This is a genomic window from Paenibacillus sp. J22P165, assembly GCF_059692015.1.
This window is the reverse complement of the sequence record NZ_JCAUAP010000009.1, coordinates 25902-41281: the sequence shown is the minus strand read 5'-3', so window position 1 is coordinate 41281 and position 15380 is coordinate 25902. Positions and strand designations below refer to the sequence as shown.

General features: G+C 47.2%; 16 protein-coding genes and 2 riboswitches. Of the genes, 10 read left to right on the top strand and 6 right to left on the bottom strand.

The window, feature by feature from the left end; translation table 11 throughout:
- Window positions 1-596: 596 nt before the first annotated feature.
- On the bottom strand, window positions 597-1259 hold the full coding sequence (locus AC58QM_RS22730; protein ID WP_497287143.1) for a putative endonuclease domain-containing protein: 663 nt from the start codon (window positions 1257-1259) through the stop codon (window positions 597-599).
- Between the two features lie 234 nt (window positions 1260-1493).
- Between AC58QM_RS22730 and cysK the strand changes: the two genes are divergently transcribed.
- The 6 genes from cysK (at window position 1494) to AC58QM_RS22700 (ending at window position 6430) form a co-directional block, all read left to right on the top strand.
- Window positions 1494-2432: a cysteine synthase A gene (cysK, locus tag AC58QM_RS22725; RefSeq protein WP_497287142.1), complete on the top strand. Its 939-nt coding sequence runs from the start codon at window positions 1494-1496 to the stop codon at window positions 2430-2432.
- A 186-nt stretch (window positions 2433-2618) separates the two neighbouring features.
- Window positions 2619-3626 (top strand): ABC transporter substrate-binding protein, encoded by a 1008-nt coding sequence (locus tag AC58QM_RS22720; protein WP_497287141.1) that lies wholly within the window; start codon window positions 2619-2621, stop codon window positions 3624-3626.
- 18 nt (window positions 3627-3644) lie between these two features.
- Complete coding sequence (locus tag AC58QM_RS22715; protein WP_497287140.1) at window positions 3645-4646, top strand: FecCD family ABC transporter permease; 1002 nt, start codon at window positions 3645-3647, stop codon at window positions 4644-4646.
- Entirely contained in the window at window positions 4639-5481 is an 843-nt protein-coding gene (locus AC58QM_RS22710; RefSeq protein WP_497287139.1) for an ABC transporter ATP-binding protein, read from the top strand. The genes AC58QM_RS22715 and AC58QM_RS22710 overlap by 8 nt, the downstream gene beginning before the upstream one ends.
- Window positions 5426-5935 carry a HugZ family pyridoxamine 5'-phosphate oxidase gene (locus AC58QM_RS22705; RefSeq protein WP_497287138.1) on the top strand — a complete coding sequence of 170 codons (510 nt, stop codon included), beginning with the start codon at window positions 5426-5428 and terminating at the stop codon, window positions 5933-5935. Before AC58QM_RS22710 ends, AC58QM_RS22705 begins: the two co-directional genes overlap by 56 nt.
- 24 nt (window positions 5936-5959) lie before the next feature.
- A complete protein-coding gene (locus AC58QM_RS22700) occupies window positions 5960-6430 on the top strand; it encodes a DinB family protein (RefSeq protein WP_497287137.1) in 471 nt (156 codons plus the stop codon).
- Window positions 6431-6477: 47 nt separating this feature from the next.
- On the opposite strand, the gene AC58QM_RS22695 is transcribed toward AC58QM_RS22700, so the two are convergent.
- On the bottom strand, window positions 6478-7260 hold the full coding sequence (locus tag AC58QM_RS22695; RefSeq protein WP_497287136.1) for a lipase family protein: 783 nt from the start codon (window positions 7258-7260) through the stop codon (window positions 6478-6480).
- 130 nt (window positions 7261-7390) lie between these two features.
- Between AC58QM_RS22695 and AC58QM_RS22690 the strand changes: the two genes are divergently transcribed.
- The 4 genes from AC58QM_RS22690 to AC58QM_RS22675 all read left to right on the top strand — a co-directional run bounded on the left by AC58QM_RS22690 (window position 7391) and on the right by AC58QM_RS22675 (window position 12320).
- Window positions 7391-9106, top strand: coding sequence for an ABC transporter ATP-binding protein (locus AC58QM_RS22690; protein WP_497287135.1), 1716 nt, complete (start codon window positions 7391-7393; stop codon window positions 9104-9106).
- 155 nt (window positions 9107-9261) lie between these two features.
- Window positions 9262-10338, top strand: a complete 1077-nt coding sequence (locus AC58QM_RS22685) for an ABC transporter permease subunit (protein WP_497287134.1) — start codon at window positions 9262-9264, stop codon at window positions 10336-10338.
- Window positions 10335-11291 (top strand): ABC transporter permease subunit, encoded by a 957-nt coding sequence (locus AC58QM_RS22680; protein ID WP_497287133.1) that lies wholly within the window; start codon window positions 10335-10337, stop codon window positions 11289-11291. The genes AC58QM_RS22685 and AC58QM_RS22680 overlap by 4 nt, the downstream gene beginning before the upstream one ends.
- Window positions 11292-11426: 135 nt before the next feature.
- The gene (locus tag AC58QM_RS22675; RefSeq protein ID WP_497287132.1) at window positions 11427-12320 is read left to right on the top strand and encodes a methyltransferase domain-containing protein; all 894 of its coding nucleotides are present in this window, start codon (window positions 11427-11429) and stop codon (window positions 12318-12320) included.
- Window positions 12321-12387: 67 nt separating this feature from the next.
- On the opposite strand, the gene sugE is transcribed toward AC58QM_RS22675, so the two are convergent.
- From sugE to AC58QM_RS22655, 4 genes are all read right to left on the bottom strand, one after another.
- Window positions 12388-12708, bottom strand: coding sequence for a quaternary ammonium compound efflux SMR transporter SugE (sugE, locus tag AC58QM_RS22670; RefSeq protein ID WP_310501882.1), 321 nt, complete (start codon window positions 12706-12708; stop codon window positions 12388-12390).
- Window positions 12709-12798: 90 nt separating this feature from the next.
- Window positions 12799-12900: riboswitch (guanidine-I (ykkC/yxkD leader) on the bottom strand.
- Between the two features lie 66 nt (window positions 12901-12966).
- Window positions 12967-13578 carry an MSMEG_1061 family FMN-dependent PPOX-type flavoprotein gene (locus AC58QM_RS22665; RefSeq protein WP_497287131.1) on the bottom strand — a complete coding sequence of 204 codons (612 nt, stop codon included), beginning with the start codon at window positions 13576-13578 and terminating at the stop codon, window positions 12967-12969.
- Window positions 13579-13717: 139 nt separating this feature from the next.
- Window positions 13718-14188, bottom strand: coding sequence for a C40 family peptidase (locus tag AC58QM_RS22660; protein ID WP_497287130.1), 471 nt, complete (start codon window positions 14186-14188; stop codon window positions 13718-13720).
- Between the two features lie 3 nt (window positions 14189-14191).
- A riboswitch (cyclic di-AMP (ydaO/yuaA leader) is annotated at window positions 14192-14330 on the bottom strand.
- Between the two features lie 167 nt (window positions 14331-14497).
- A complete protein-coding gene (locus AC58QM_RS22655) occupies window positions 14498-15316 on the bottom strand; it encodes a hypothetical protein (protein ID WP_497287129.1) in 819 nt (272 codons plus the stop codon).
- Window positions 15317-15380 lie beyond the last annotated feature (64 nt).

The following is a 15380-nucleotide window of genomic DNA, read 5'->3' as shown; positions in this document are numbered from 1 at the left end:
CAACTTACAACTAGCCACCTACATTAGAGTATCTGTTAGCTGCTTTCTTCAGCAAGTTCGACAACACCCTTTTCTTAGCTGCTTTCGCGCGGCCCGATAAGAACCTTTTTCCTTAGCAGCCTTCACTCTCAAGCCTGACAAGCCCCCTTTCCCTAGTAGCTTTCTCGAGCAAGCCCAACATGATCGCTTTCCTTAGCCTCTCTCTCGCCCCCCCCCACTGGATAAATCCAGTAGAATCCCTTTTTTGATCTCCAAAAACCAACCTTGAATGGATTAATCCACTCAAATACTCAAAAAGAGCATAGAATCACTCGATTTTAGGGCCGACTATTGTATTAATCCAATGAAACAACAAATTTAGCTATCAAATATAGCATTTAACTGTATAAATCCAATGGAGCGGGGAGGGGAGTAGGGATAAGTAGGTTTTAGTAGGAGTTAGTAGGGACTTGTAGAAATCTAGAAGAAACTAGAAGAAGTTACCGGAGTCTGTACGAGCTAGGAAGAAGTCGACTGGCTAGAATGTCGTGGTGACTTGAATAGCTATAATTGGCTTGGCTGAGAAAAATGGCGTAGATACACGGCCTTACCTTTCCTTACAAATGTTCCAGCGAAACATCTTTTAGCTCGTAATAGCGAATATTCGATCCTCGGACTATAGGTGTTAAATATCCTTTGTCCACTAATGCTTGGAGCCGCTTGCGTGCGGTTCGGAAATCAACATCGAACTGTTCGACGACATCCTTCGGCCTCACCCGACCGCTTAACTGCCAGACCAGTCTGAGCACTTCTTTTTCCAAAAGCGTAGTCAAGCTCGTCGCTCCATGCCGAATCATCCGTGGGCCGATCACCATATGCAGTAGCATCCGACAAACGTCAGGACGATGCTGAATATCGTCAAAGGAGAAATGGATCATTTTCCAACCCATGCCGGTCAAGAAAGTTTCTCGATTCAACGAGTAGCTAAATTTCTCTCGGTCCATGTCCTTCACATGACTTTGATAACCATCACATTCAATCCCAAAACGACCGAAAGGAGTCAAATACGCAAAATCGATAAATTGCGATTTTCGATTCCAATCGTAGATCTCATACTCAGGATGCAAATGGTCAAAATGTTGAAACAAAGGATACCACACATGCTGAAGAAAAAGTTTCTCCGCATAGTTATGTCCCCGCAGAAGACGTCCTCTTCTTTCACCGCTACGAAGTGCAGTATGCTTCTCCATAAAAGCTTGATGATCTAAATCAAATGCCATGCCCTTCGACCTCCCATTCTGATTAAAATAAAAAAACGCCCTCTCGCCATATGGGCAAAAGGACGTTCCTCGTCTCTAATTGGTAGTATATCAAATCTACGAACCGAATATAAGAGAATACCGCACCCATTCATCAGGATTATTGATTTAATATCCCTTTCAGCAGGTGTTATACTTTATTTATCCAACTAAACGTATAGGTTTAATTACAAACCCGTGAAAGCGAGGTCTCACATGCCTAACATATATAATAATTTAACAGAACTCATCGGGAATACACCGCTGCTTGAGCTCTGGAATTTCAATAAACGACAAGAACTTGAAGCGCGAATTATCGCGAAGCTGGAGTATTTTAACCCTGCGGGAAGTGTGAAAGATCGTATCGGTTATGGCATGCTGAAGGATGCGGAACGCAGGGGGAAGATCAATCAAGATACGGTCATTATTGAGCCGACGAGTGGAAATACGGGTATTGGTCTCGCTTTTGCAGCGGCTGCTTTAGGCTACCGCTTGATTATTGTATTACCGGACTCGTTCAGCGAGGAACGCCGCAAAATCATTAGAGCCCTAGGCGCAGAACTTGTACTCACGCCAGCTGCTGAAGGTATGCAAGGTGCTATTCGTAAAGCTAAGGAATTAGCTGCTGAACTGCCAAGTGCCTACATCCCTCAGCAGTTCAGCAATCCAGCTAACCCTGAAATCCATCGGACCACAACGGCAGAAGAAATTTGGCGAGATACGGGCGGGCAGGTTGATATTTTTGTGGCAGGTGTAGGTTCAGGAGGCACGATTACTGGGGTAGGAGAGATTCTAAAACAGCGCCATTCTGATGTTCAAATTGTGGCTGTGGAGCCTGCGGACTCCCCTGTGCTGTCCGGCGGCACTCGGGGTGTGCACCAGATTCAAGGGATCGGTGCTGGTTTTGTACCGGATAATTTTAACCGGGCTATTGTCGATGAAATCCTCTCTGTGAGCAATGAGAAAGCAATGGAGACGGCTCGCCAGTTAGCCAAAAGCGAAGGGCTGCTCGTCGGGATTTCGTCAGGTGCTGCAGCTTATGCCGCTGTTCAACTGGCGAAACGACCTGAGAATAAAGGGAAGACGATCGTCGTTATCCTCCCTGATACAGGTGAGCGATATTTGTCGTCGGCACTTTTTACAGAGCTCGAATAAGGAAAATAAGAATCCCAAATAGACCGTGAAGGGTAGCGAAATCGCACCTTCGCGGTTTTTTGCATGTTGAAATCTAGCGAAAGATCACAGATGAAAATATGATATAAAAATTCTTATTGAAAACAATTATCATTATCACTATAATAAGAATGAAAATCATTATCAATTACATAGGGGGATTTAAAAATGATGAAACAGGCATCTATAAAGATAGGTATGGCCGTACTTTTACTCTCGTTGACAGTCGCTTGCGGCCAAGGAACTTCAACGCAACCAGCTGCAACGCCAGCAGCGACTGCTGCAGCCAAAGCAGCCGCAACACAAGCTCCAACTGTGGCACCAACAGCAGCACCGAAGGTTGCCATTGATGAAGCGAAAGCTGCTGAGCTTCTCGCGCAGTTCAAAACGCAAAACCCTTCCAAACTCATTACTGTCTCCGTGGGCATCTCCGAAATTCTCAATGAGCTTGGTGTTATGCCGGTTGGTGTGCCAACGACAACGAGCAAAATGCCAGCAGCTTATGCGAATGTAACGAAAATCGGTAGCTCCCATGCCCCTGATTTAGAGCAAATTGCCAAACTAACGCCTGATGTCATTCTTTCACCATCCTCCCTTAAAGATAGTCTAGAGAAAAAGTTCCAGCCGGCAAAGCTGCCAACAGCTTACATTCCTGTAGATTCCTTAGATGAGCTCAAACTTTCTACAGTTGTACTAGGAAGATTGTTCAAGCAAGAAGCGAAAGCTACAGCTCTTCTTGAGAAAACAACGACAGAAGAAAACGCAGCGCGTGAGCTGGGTAAAGGTAAAACAGCACCGAAAGTACTAATCCTCTTCGGATCCGCTGAATCCCTGATGTTCATGAACGAAAATACGTTCACTGGCAGCTTGGTGAAACAACTAGGAGCTTCCAACGTGGTGTCGGATGTTCTGAAATTGAAAGAAGCTTACGTTCCACTGAACATGGAGAGTATCGTAACGGCAAATCCGGATGCGATTTTGTTGGTAGCCCATGGTGATCCTGCGGCAGTATCGAAGAAATTAGAAGAGGACTTGAAGAAGAACGGCGCTTGGGAGAAGTTGAATGCGTTCAAGAACGGTAAATTCAAACCACTAGATTACAACTTATTCGGTATCGCATCTATCGTTAATGCACCTGCAGCGTTCAAAGATTTAGCGCAAATTCTGTATAAATAAAGCCGGGGGAATGCCGTCGTGGTCGAGAAGCAGAAAAGAAACATCACTTATATAGGGATTGCGTGTGTTCTGCTTCTCGTAGGCACGTTGCTATCTATCGGCTTTGGCAGCGTCCGTATTTCACCTATGGATACGATTCTAACCGTATTCGGATCCGGTGATAGCTCCAATCATACGATTCTATGGGATATCCGTATCCCACGCGTTTTTCTTGCTTTAATTATTGGAGCTAACTTAGCGGCATCTGGCGCTTTGCTCCAGGCTGTGCTGCTTAATCCACTTGCTGATCCTGGGCTGACAGGCGTATCGAGTGGTGCAGCGGTTGCTGTACTGCTCATTATTCTTGTTTTTCCATCCCTATCTTACTTGATCCCGTTAGGTGCCATTATTGGAGGATCCTTCGCAGCATTTATGGTCTATGTGTGGGCGTGGAGTAAAAGAAGCGGCTTTGCACCCATCAGAGTTATCCTATCTGGTGTTGCGGTCAATGCTGTCTTCGGCGGCGTCATTGGACTTCTCTCTATTCTCTATAGTGATAAGCTGCCGGCTGCACTACAATGGCTAAACGGCAGCCTTTCCGGTAAGGGAATGGGCAGTGTGGAGACGATTGTACCCTATTCAGTCGTGGGCTGGGTGATAGCCTTCTTATGTATTCGCCAAGCAAACATCTTGCGATTAGGAGAACAGGCTGCGCATAACTTAGGGCAGAACCTGACGCGTATCCGGTTCACCCTATCCTTCGTCGCAGTCTATCTGGCAGCTATCTCTGTCTCCACGGTAGGACTTGTCGGGTTTGTAGGACTCGTCGTTCCACACATCTCACGCATGCTAGTCGGCTCTAATTATCGTTTTATACTGCCTTTAAGTGTCGTGCTTGGAGCGTTCATACTCCTAGTAGCTGATACGCTCGGACGCACTGTATTTGCTCCATTAGAAATACCTTCAGGCATTGTGATGGCGATGGTTGGGGGACCTTACTTCCTGTATCTGATGCGAAAGGGGGAGGCAGCCCGTGCTTGATGTACAATCCTTAACCATTCGATATGGGGAAAAAACGATTGTGAATGACTTCTCTTTAGATGTAAAAGAGGGGGAAGTGGTCTCGATCATCGGGCCCAACGGATCAGGGAAATCAACCATACTCAAAGCCGTTTCACGACTCATCCCATGCGATAGCGGTCGTGTCTGTATTGCGCAGCAAGAGCTGCAATCGCTCAGTACGAAGCAGGTATCGCGTATCATGTGCATGCTGTGTCAATCGAACACAAGTCCTGCGGACATGACAATTGAAGAACTTGTTGGCTACGGGCGAATGCCCCACAAGAAGTGGTTCGAACGTTTTAATGGGGAAGATTACGAGATCATTCACTGGGCACTAGAGCAAACGGGATTGCTTCCTTACAAGGATCGCATCGTAAACTCTTTATCCGGTGGGGAAGCGCAGCGTGCATGGATCGCGATGGCATTGGCACAGCGGCCTAAGGTATTGCTGCTTGATGAGCCAACCACTTATTTGGACATAGCGCATCAATTGGATGTACTAGAGCTGGTTCGTAAATTAAATCGCGAACTGAATCTCACCGTGGTCATGGTTCTGCACGATTTGAACCATGCGAGCGCGTACAGCGATTACATTTGTGTGCTGAAGAACGGGGAACGTTATCAATACGGCAAGCCGCAAGATGTGTTAACGAGCGAACTGCTCCGACAGGTCTACGATGTAGAATCCGATATTCAACAGGGGGCTCCTGGTCTGGGTCCCCGCGTACATATTTTGAAGAAAGCAGGGGTGCTTCCGAATGAAACAATTGGATCAAGAAATCAGCAAACTCCAGTATTTGAAATTCGCAGATAGTTTGAAAACGCTAATGTTGAGCACGGTGGATGAGAACGGTAAGCCGTTCATTTCCTATGCCCCGTTTGTAAAGAAGGACGGTAAGCTGTACATCTATATTAGTAGAATCGCAAATCATTTCCGCTATATGGAGACGAATCCTTCCGTTGATGTGATGCTAATTGAAGACGAAAACTCCACAGAGAATCTTTTTGCTAGACAACGTGCTCGGTTCGTATGTACAGCTATTAATATTGGAAATGAAGAAAAAGAAGATATTTTCGACTTGTTCGGTGAGCGTTTTGGCAAGCAAATGATTAACGTGTTGAAAACGCTGGACTTCTCCTTGTTCGAGCTCTCAACGCTAGAGGGACGCTATGTAGCTGGCTTCGGTCAAGCCTTTGACCTCGACTTGGCAGCAACTAGATTCGAACACGTAGCCAGAGATGGCCACCAACCTGCAAAATCATCCTAATAGAATCCTGAAGGAGCGTTTACTATGAGTTTTGAAACGGTATTGCCGATTTGGAATGCGATTCAAGGTCGTTTTCATAAAACAGTCCAGAAGCTCCCGGAAGCGGACTTGACCCTCGAATTGGGTTCAGCCTCGATTGGATATATGCTTCGTCACAATGCTGAAGTTGAGTATATGTTTGCGAACTGGTTTTTCGGTGTGAAAATGCCAGAAGGCATCCAATTATCTACAAGTGGCGGCCCTGGCGGCGCGAAGGGCAAGGCTGCCTTCACGAACCTGCAGGAGCTAGTTGATGATCTTACAGCTTCGAACAACCACCTCATTGAAGCGATGCGCGCCTTGCCTGAAGAAGCTTGGACCGTGCCAGTAGATTCGCCGATGAGACCTTCGACACCGCTAGAAGCAGTGGGAAGATTAATGTACCACACAGGGATTCATTCAGGTCAAATTGCTTTGATACAGAAGCATTTCGCTGTGAAAGAGGATGCCGTATAAGCTTTTTCATTAAAAAAGAGACTATGGGCCAGTTCCCATAGTCTCTTTCAGTTCGGGCAGAAGCCCGATGTTTTGGTGCAGATCAGCTTCGCATATTTTGGATCAAGCTTAGCGAGCTCTGTATAATAGCTGCTAACTGCATGATTTCCCGCGAACGAACCCGTTGGAAAGGCTAGCTCGACGCCTCTTTTTACATGGATATAGTGATAGAGATCACCCGTACGAGGCGATTTATAAACAAGAGGCGGCAGGGAGGGCACCATATCGTTGCGATTGTATACGCGATAGTGAGGTCCTGTTTTGCGATTGAATTGCTTGGCGAAAGTCGTATTGCCGACCCTTGGTGAACCGAAGGTATACACAGCTGGGTCCTTGAACTTGGTGTTCGTTGCCAAATCAGCAGCACATAGCGTAGAGAGCGAGCCACCGAGACTGTGCCCTGTCAGGTAAAGTTGTTTGTGTGCAGAAAGTTTGCTCATTGACGTTAGAATAGGTTTCCGTGCAGATTCGTAAATATCTAGAAACCCTTGGTGCACAAGACCGCCATCTTTGGCATAGGGGAAATCGGTCTGTCTAGCAATAGCATCCGAGATCCAATCTGAAGTGGTGGAAGTACCCCGAAATACAATCACAATTTGACTGTCGGATTCTGCAATAAAACCAAATAGCTCACGCCCGCCAAAAGCGGCATTCGCTGTGATAGGAGAAACGATTCGATAGGCAGCAGGTAAGATGACAGCTTCCGTTCCTTGTTCCAGTTGGGTATAGCTTTGACCGCACATCGCTGAAAGGCGAATGGCAGTTCGCGTATCCATCGCGTTGCTGAACATGATTCCATGCCTCCACAGCCAGAATAAGTTATACCTATTCATATGAAAATAGTGGATACATGTCCTCTGGCAATTGCCTATTTGTGGAGGATTTCAGGTATAATATGTAAAGGAAAGGTGGAGTAGACACATGTTGAAAAGGTTTTTTTCGTACTATCGGCCCTATAAGCACTTATTCATCTTGGATTTTACTTGTGCAGTGGTGGCTGGGTTGTTGGAGCTAGGCTTCCCGCTAGCCGTCAACCAGGTGATCGATAAATTGCTTCCTGCAGGAAATTGGACATGGATTATTTGGGCGTGCGTCGGATTATTGGCCGTCTATGCACTGAATACACTGCTGAATTTTGTCGTTACCTACTGGGGACATATGCTGGGGATTAACATTGAAACGGATATGCGGAAAAAGCTATTCACCCATCTGCAGAAATTGAGCTTCCGGTTCTATGATAATAACAAAACGGGGCAGCTCATGTCGCGAATGTCGAATGATTTGCTTGAGATCGGCGAAGTGGCGCATCATGGTCCAGAGGATTTGTTTATTGCCGTGATGACACTCATTGGGGCGCTGTTGCTGATGCTGCAAATTAATGTAAAGCTTGCGCTGCTAACGTTCGTCATTGTGCCGTTCCTGCTGTGGATTGCGGTGTATTTTAATCAGAAAATGACAAAAACGTTCCGTCGCATGATGGGCGATCTGGCTGATATTAATGCAAGAGTGGAAGACAACATCGGTGGTATTCGTGTGGTACAGGCTTTCGCCAATGAAGCACATGAGAAGAAATTGTTCGAAGTGAACAACGGGCGATTCCGATTGACGAAGCTGGCTTCTTATAAAATCATGGCGTGGAACATTTCATTAAGCTACATCTTAATGCGTTCCGTGACGGTATTCGTGCTTATCTGTGGCACGTGGTTCGTTATCGACAAGCAAATCTCTTATGGGGAGTTCATTGCGTTTGTTCTGTTAACGAACGTATTCTTAGGCCCAATTCAAAAAATCAATAACGTTATTGAGAGCTATCCGAAGGGAATTGCTGGCTTCAAACGCTATGTTGAGGTTATCGACACCGAGCCAGAGGTAGCGAATCATCCGAATGCAATTAAAGTCGACCACCTCGAGGGTCAAATTAAGTTTAATAGCGTATCCTTCGGTTACGGGGATGAAGATCGTGTGTTGAACAACATCAACTTGTCGATCAAAGCAGGTGAAACTATCGCATTCGTCGGTCCATCCGGCGCAGGCAAAACGACGATCTGCTCCTTGCTGCCGCGCTTTTACGATGTCAGCGAGGGCAGCATCGCCATTGACGGACTCGATATTCGCAATATCGAGCTGGAATCGCTGCGCCGCCAAATCGGCATCGTGCAGCAGGATGTGTTCCTGTTCTCCGGCACGATGCGGGAGAACATTGCGTACGGCAAGCTGGGCGCGACGGATGAGGAGATCTGGGATGCTGCGCGTCGCGCGCAGCTGCAGAACTACATTCAGTCCCAGCCGAAGGGACTGGATACCGTGATCGGAGAGCGCGGCGTCAAGCTCTCCGGGGGGCAGAAGCAGCGCCTCGCGATCGCGCGCATGTTCTTGAAGAATCCGCCGATTCTCATCTTAGATGAGGCGACATCAGCGCTAGATACCGAGACCGAAGCGGCGATCCAGCAGTCCTTGGCGGAGCTGTCGAAGGGCCGCACGACGCTCGTCATTGCGCATCGACTCGCGACGATCAAGAACGCGGATCGGATTGTCGTTGTGACCGAAGAGGGCATCACCGAGCAAGGCGCGCATGAGGAGCTTATCGCCGTAGGCGGTGTGTATAGCCGCTTGCATCAGGCGCAGTTCAGCTCGTAAGTTTGTAGAAGCTTTCACCTTCCTATTCGTTTGGGGAGGTGGGGGCTTTTTCTTTTTCAATAGATTAGACTAGTCCTGTCCAAAACCTTCATGATAAACTATGACAATACGATGACTATTTTACCTAAGGTAAATAATAAATGAGGTGGCACGGATTGAAGGTAATAGGACGATGGCTATTGCTGGGTGTAATTACGCTAATCGGTATTTTCTTGCTGAGTAACATTCGGCAGATGTTTCTGTCCGTTCAACCTGACCAGATCAAAGTGGCAGTCAATTCTAGCATAAACATGCAAAAGGTCAGTGAGATGCTGCCAGGCAGTAAGGTTTTGAATGAGAAAGCGGGGCTAATCGAGGTCCCCTATGGCAAGTTCTGGGAGTATCAGGGAACAGCTATGACGATCAAAGGTGTGTTAAGATCTTCGGTCGTTCCGTTAGAACAGCCGATCATATCGTGGCGCTATTATGGCTACACCGTCAAAGACCAGCTTAAGGGATTCCTGCATGGTGATTTTGGTAAATATCGAGATCCGTATACACGCAAAGAGGTTGCTGTCACGCAAGCCATTCCTAAAATGCTTCTAAAAACCTGCACCTATTTCATACCAGGCTTATTGCTCGCTATTCTACTTAGTATGCTATTTGCGCTGTGGGCTTCGATCTCAAGACGAATCGGTGTTCTGCTAGATGGCCTGCATGCACTGTTAGTGGGATTACCGGACTTTTTCTTGATTGTGCTTATTCAATTAGGGGCTATTTACGCAACGAAGCTTCTCGGTCACTATGTGCTGCTGATCGTTCAGGTGGGAGATAGAACACCGTTCCTCATTCCGTTTTTGACAATTGCGTTGATTCCGTCGGTGACGATTTATGGGACACTTCGTGTTGCCATTGCACGGGAGCTAGGGCAGGATTACGTCGTTACCGCCTTGGCCAAAGGATTGACGCGCCGCGAGGTACTCTTCTCTCATGTGCTGCGGAATGTGATGGAGGATGTGCTGGCTATATTGCCTAGAGCAACGACACTAGCCCTAGCCAGTATGGCCGTCGCCGAGGCGATTTGTGGCATTGGGGGCTTGGGGGGCTTCATCATTTTGCCGATTTACCAGGGAATCACGTCTATGTCTGCAATCTGTGTTGTGCTTGGTATTGTTGCGATGGCTTTCCATGTTCTCTATGCGCTGCTGCGAAAACGTTTCGTGGTACAAGCTGAGGAGGTGGCTAGACCATGAGAAAGCGTCCTTCTACTGCTTTTTATATCTCCATCGCTTTCTTGGCGTTATTTCTGATTGTGATGGTGTTCGGGTCCTGGTTGAAGCCGCATGGGATATCACCAGAGGACAAGATCAACATGATCCAATATCAAGAGGATGGTAAAACTAGATACGCCATCCCACCTTATGCGCCCAATAGCAACTTCCTGCTCGGCACGGATCATCGTGGCTTCGATATGCTCAGCTTGTTATTAAATGGGTTGAAATACACGCTAGGCACGGCTCTTGCGTTAACTCTGCTACGTCTTGCAGTGGCGCTGCCATGGGGATTGTGGAGTGGGATGACGGGCCGAGGGCGCGGCCTTCTTCGGTCCTTACAGTGGGCAGTTGCGGCGGTGCCGGCCTTTATATTCCTGTACCCACCGCTAGCGGGGATGTATTATGGGTTAAGGCTCGATCTTGGGGCCAAAGCGGATCCTCACAATAAGCTATTGTTCAGCATCACCTTTATAACCTTAATTACACTGATCGGTATATTCCCGTTGGCACATCAGATCGCAGATCGCACACGCTATTATAGTGGCAAAATGTTTATCGAAGCATCCCGACTCATGGGCGGTTCGTTCTGGCATCGGACGCTTCGGCATATTTTCCCCTCGATGCGGAATGAAATGATGTTCATCTTCTTAAGCGAGTTCATGCAGGTGCTGTTCCTGCTGGGGCAGCTAGCCGTATTCAATATCGTACTCGGTGGTACCGAAACGATTGGGGACGAGGAAGCTGGCTTCCAGATCACGATCAGTACCTCCGGTGAATGGTTGTCGCTAATCGCTTACGGCGCACGCTATATTCGACTGCACCCGTGGATTATTCTCAGCGCGGGCACAAGCTTTGCGTTATTATTCCTTTCGCTGCAATTTTTCTTGAACCAGCTCAAGCGCCGCTATGGCGAGGAGCGCCAGTTGATGTAATAGAGTCGAGCTTTCATCCTGTGGATGGGGCTCGGCTTTTTTCGTATTTGAGTGGAAGTGGTTTTAATACAACATAATAAATGTTAACATGACACATATTATGTGTTATTATATTCAAAAAGGAGGCGGATAACCATGGAAGACAAACAAGACAAGACGAAGCGACTCTCCGTTTATTTGCCTGAGAAAGTAAAGTCCGACCTGGAACGAATGGCCGAAGACACGGGCTTATCGATGACACAGTTGATCGTCATGGCGACGCAGGGGCTGCTAGCGAATTACGCTGCGCAAGGCGGCGCGATTTTTGCGGATTTGCTATCGGCGAGACATCGTATCCTTCATGACGTGAAGGAGAAGCAGACGCTTTTGGACCAAGAAAAGCTGAGCATGCAAGCCTATTATGGCGCACGAGCAGAGGAGTATGAACGGATTTATCACCGCGAGGATGCGGAGTACCAAGAAGAGTTGGGCGTTCTGTCCGATATGATTAAGAAACAGGTAGTAGGACGCCGTGTGTTGGAAATCGCCTGCGGCACGGGCTATTGGACACACATAGCATCTGAAACTGCGGCCCAGCTTGTTGGAGTAGACATACGCCCTGAAGTGTTGCGCATCGCGGAGTCGAAGACATGGCCTAAGGGGAATGCCACCTTTATAGAAGGAGATGCGTACAAACTCTCTGAGGTACGAGGGGAGTTTGATTACGGGCTGGCGAACTTCTGGTTCTCGCATATTCCACGCAATCGTATCGACAGCTTTTTGCAGGGCTTACATGAACGGTTGGGCAGCGGGGCACAGGTGTTTATTGCGGATAACGTGTATGTACCTGGAAGAGGCGGCGAGCTCATAACCCATGCGGATAGTGAGGATACTTACAAAAGGCGTGAGCTAGCCGACGGTTCCAAGCATGATATTCTCAAAAATTATTATAGCTACGAAGAGTTGAATGATATTTTTCGTCCTTTGTCCCAGCATTTGCGTATCTTTGTAGGTGGCAGCTTGTGGTACGTAAGTTATACGATCAAATAGAAATCACCGTACCTCTAGACATCAACGTTGTTACACGATTGAGCGGGGGCTAAGTGCTCTACACTTATTAGTGCCCTGACGTGAATTTCAACCCGAGCACACCGACCAGGATCAGAACCATGAACAAGATACGAAGCAAACTGATTGGTTCATCGAGAAACATCGTGCCAATGATAATAGCACCGACTGCGCCGATTCCAGTCCAAGCTGCATAAGCTGTTCCGATCGGAAGCGTTTTGGTCGCTACGGCTAAGAAATAGAAGCTAACTATCATGCCAAGAATCGTAACGATGGAGGGGACGAGTCGCGTGAATCCATTGGAAAATTTCAATGAGATCGCCCACACCACCTCAAAAACACCAGCAATGACTAAGTATAACCAGGCCATGAACTTACACTCCTTTCAACTAGGGATACACGTTGTTAGTGTGACCAAAAAACAGAGAAAAGCCCGGAAGTAATATCGCTTGCGCGATAAGACTCCCGGGCTTTTCTCCCTCCGTGACCACAGCGTATCCGCTGTGTGTTTTCTCTCGGACCAGCCGGCGATGTGCACCGCGGAACCCTAGAAAACGACATGCCGTTATTATAGGATGGGTAACATGTGATGTCAAGTTACACATTATGGTTAGAAGGCTGTTTGTTCCTATTCTTCTAGTGGAACTCCGTTCAATGCTAGATGGGCGCGGAACATTTCCATGCTGTCCGGATGCTCTTTCTCAGGCACCCACGTAGTGGAATCCCAAATCTTTGACAGCTTGAGGGCACGGCTGCAATGTATGAAGCATTCTTGCACTTCAACGCCGACAGCGGCGATGGGGGACTTCCCGTTCAACTGCATCGTGGACAGTAGCTCCTCATCTTTCGTCAGCCAAGCGCGGCCATTGACGCGGAGCACCATGTCTACGCCAGGAATGATGAATAAGAGACCCACTTGCGGGTTGGTTAACATATTTTGCATAGAGTCCAGTCGACGGTTTCCCAGTCTTTCTGGATAGATGAGGCGATGTTCATCCAGCACGCGAACGAAGCCTGCGCTATCACCGCGAGGTGAAACATCGCACAGTCCATTCGCATGCGACGTAGATAAGTAGAATAAGGGTGATTTGGCGATAAACGCTCTAGCATGCGCGTCGACTTGGTTGATTACTTTCTTTTGGACTGCCGGATGCGCCTCTCCGATATCTGTGCGAATGTCATCAATGGATTGAATGATGCCGGGGAACGGTGGGGGCGTAAGATCTTTTATTCTGTCCATGTATTCCTATCCTTCCTGGAGGCCGAAAGCCTATATGTATTCATTGTAGTATACGCTTATCTTCTCGTTCAAATGAATGAAGCCCTACAAACCGCTCTTACGAGCAACGCTTGCAGGGCTTCATTCTGTGCCGAGAATATTACTTGGATTCAGCAGTTAGTTGATTGTAGATATCATCCCATAGAACTCGTCTGGCTGATACATACCGCTTCGCATAATAGGATTCGCTCAACTTATTCTTCACAACACCTTGATTTGTAGCGGAGTGAACGAATTCACCATCTCCAAGGTACATGCCTACATGAGATATGCCGCTGCCATCCGTGTTGAAAAATACAAGATCGCCCTTACGAAGATCTTTTTTGTCAACCCAGTAGCCTTCGCTGTTTTGTGATTTGGAGCTGTGTGGAAGGTCGATGCCGAACCCATTGAACAAGTAGGATGTGAAACCAGAGCAATCAAACCCTTTGGTTGTCGTTCCTGCCCATTTGTAGGGAGTTCCTACGAGATCTTCGACTGCGTTGTCCATGGAGGATGACGCGAAAACGCTTCCTACACTTACACTCAAAAACAAAACAAGGCTAAAAATAAGACCAACAACTTTCTTCAACTGCTTGTCTCCTTCCGGTGCCTACGAGGTTAGCTGGAGGGTTCGGTTGAAGGTTCCCTATGATCCCTGTCTTGCAAGATCAATTCACCCGGAGTGGTTCCCCCGTTTCCCCATAAACTGAGGAATTCGGCATGAAATATTTGGTTTTTTGATGCTAGTCCTTTTAATTCGTCATAAACAATGAAATTCCTCTTTTTTCATTTGAAAAAAGGCTAAAAATAAGGCGGATTGTTCGGAAAAAAGACAAAAAAAAGCCCCTATCTCAACGAGAGGGGGAGAATGTTTGCCTATTGGCTGTTTTTTTGAATATTAATTGGATATTTTGGCAGAAAGAAGTTGATATTGGGAGGAAATCCCCCAAATCTGGATGAAAATGTGGAATAGGGGATACAGCTGATAAATGATTAGTGCTATCAGTCCAGCCCATATGTAGGTAGCTGTGACAGTTACCCCTGCTAAAAGTCCTGTAATCACCAGTAGAATGATGGACAGTCCGACAATCGGCAGCGAATGTCGAAAAAAGGAGATGACCGTAGATAGGATGCCTAGCTTAGCCGCGATGGCGAATTGCACATACATAAAGAGAAGCTGCAAGACAAAGCCGTAGACCAACAGACTAAGTATCCAAGGCAGAAGCTTGATAATGACTTGCTCATAGGATCCGCTATGCCCAAGAATATATGAGGCTTTCGGTAGCAGCCAGATGAGTGGAAACAGGGTAAGTGCAATCCGGACGAGATACACGAGCAGAAACGGTAGCATAAGTTTTTTCATCCCGCGAAAGAATCGATAGCCTGCATTCTGATGAGCGTGCGTAAGTGAATAATATACACCGCCATTTAGGAGTGGCGTCAGCAGCATGCGAGCACATAAGAGAGCAGCTAGCCACCATAAATAGGAATAGCTAAGATCAGTTTTTATTAACTGAAACTGGCCTTCAGCCAGGAAGATTTGCAATGCCTGCTTCGGCTGCTCGGCGCCAGGGAAGCGATGCATGAGGGGGACAAGTATGCCCTGAACAAGTTTATACAGGAGAATACCCCAGCCCATTTGATATAGGAACAAAATGATTGTGGCAAAAGGCTGTGCCATAGCTGCCCTGAAGCCTGATTTGATATAGGTAGCCAACGAGGTCCCTCCTTAACGTTTTCTTTAGAAAACCAGCATCGTAAGCATACCCTCAGCGTTTGTC

Coding starts and splice junctions, on each gene's coding strand:
- AC58QM_RS22675 (WP_497287132.1), top strand. CDS start 11,427: ATGGAAGACAAACAAGACAAGACGAAGCGACTCTCCGTTTATTTGCCT.
- AC58QM_RS22705 (WP_497287138.1), top strand. CDS start 5,426: ATGAAACAATTGGATCAAGAAATCAGCAAACTCCAGTATTTGAAATTC.
- AC58QM_RS22730 (WP_497287143.1), bottom strand. CDS start 1,259: ATGGCATTTGATTTAGATCATCAAGCTTTTATGGAGAAGCATACTGCA.
- AC58QM_RS22665 (WP_497287131.1), bottom strand. CDS start 13,578: ATGGACAGAATAAAAGATCTTACGCCCCCACCGTTCCCCGGCATCATT.
- AC58QM_RS22700 (WP_497287137.1), top strand. CDS start 5,960: ATGAGTTTTGAAACGGTATTGCCGATTTGGAATGCGATTCAAGGTCGT.
- AC58QM_RS22680 (WP_497287133.1), top strand. CDS start 10,335: ATGAGAAAGCGTCCTTCTACTGCTTTTTATATCTCCATCGCTTTCTTG.
- AC58QM_RS22720 (WP_497287141.1), top strand. CDS start 2,619: ATGATGAAACAGGCATCTATAAAGATAGGTATGGCCGTACTTTTACTC.
- AC58QM_RS22690 (WP_497287135.1), top strand. CDS start 7,391: ATGTTGAAAAGGTTTTTTTCGTACTATCGGCCCTATAAGCACTTATTC.
- cysK (WP_497287142.1), top strand. CDS start 1,494: ATGCCTAACATATATAATAATTTAACAGAACTCATCGGGAATACACCG.
- sugE (WP_310501882.1), bottom strand. CDS start 12,708: ATGGCCTGGTTATACTTAGTCATTGCTGGTGTTTTTGAGGTGGTGTGG.
- AC58QM_RS22695 (WP_497287136.1), bottom strand. CDS start 7,260: ATGTTCAGCAACGCGATGGATACGCGAACTGCCATTCGCCTTTCAGCG.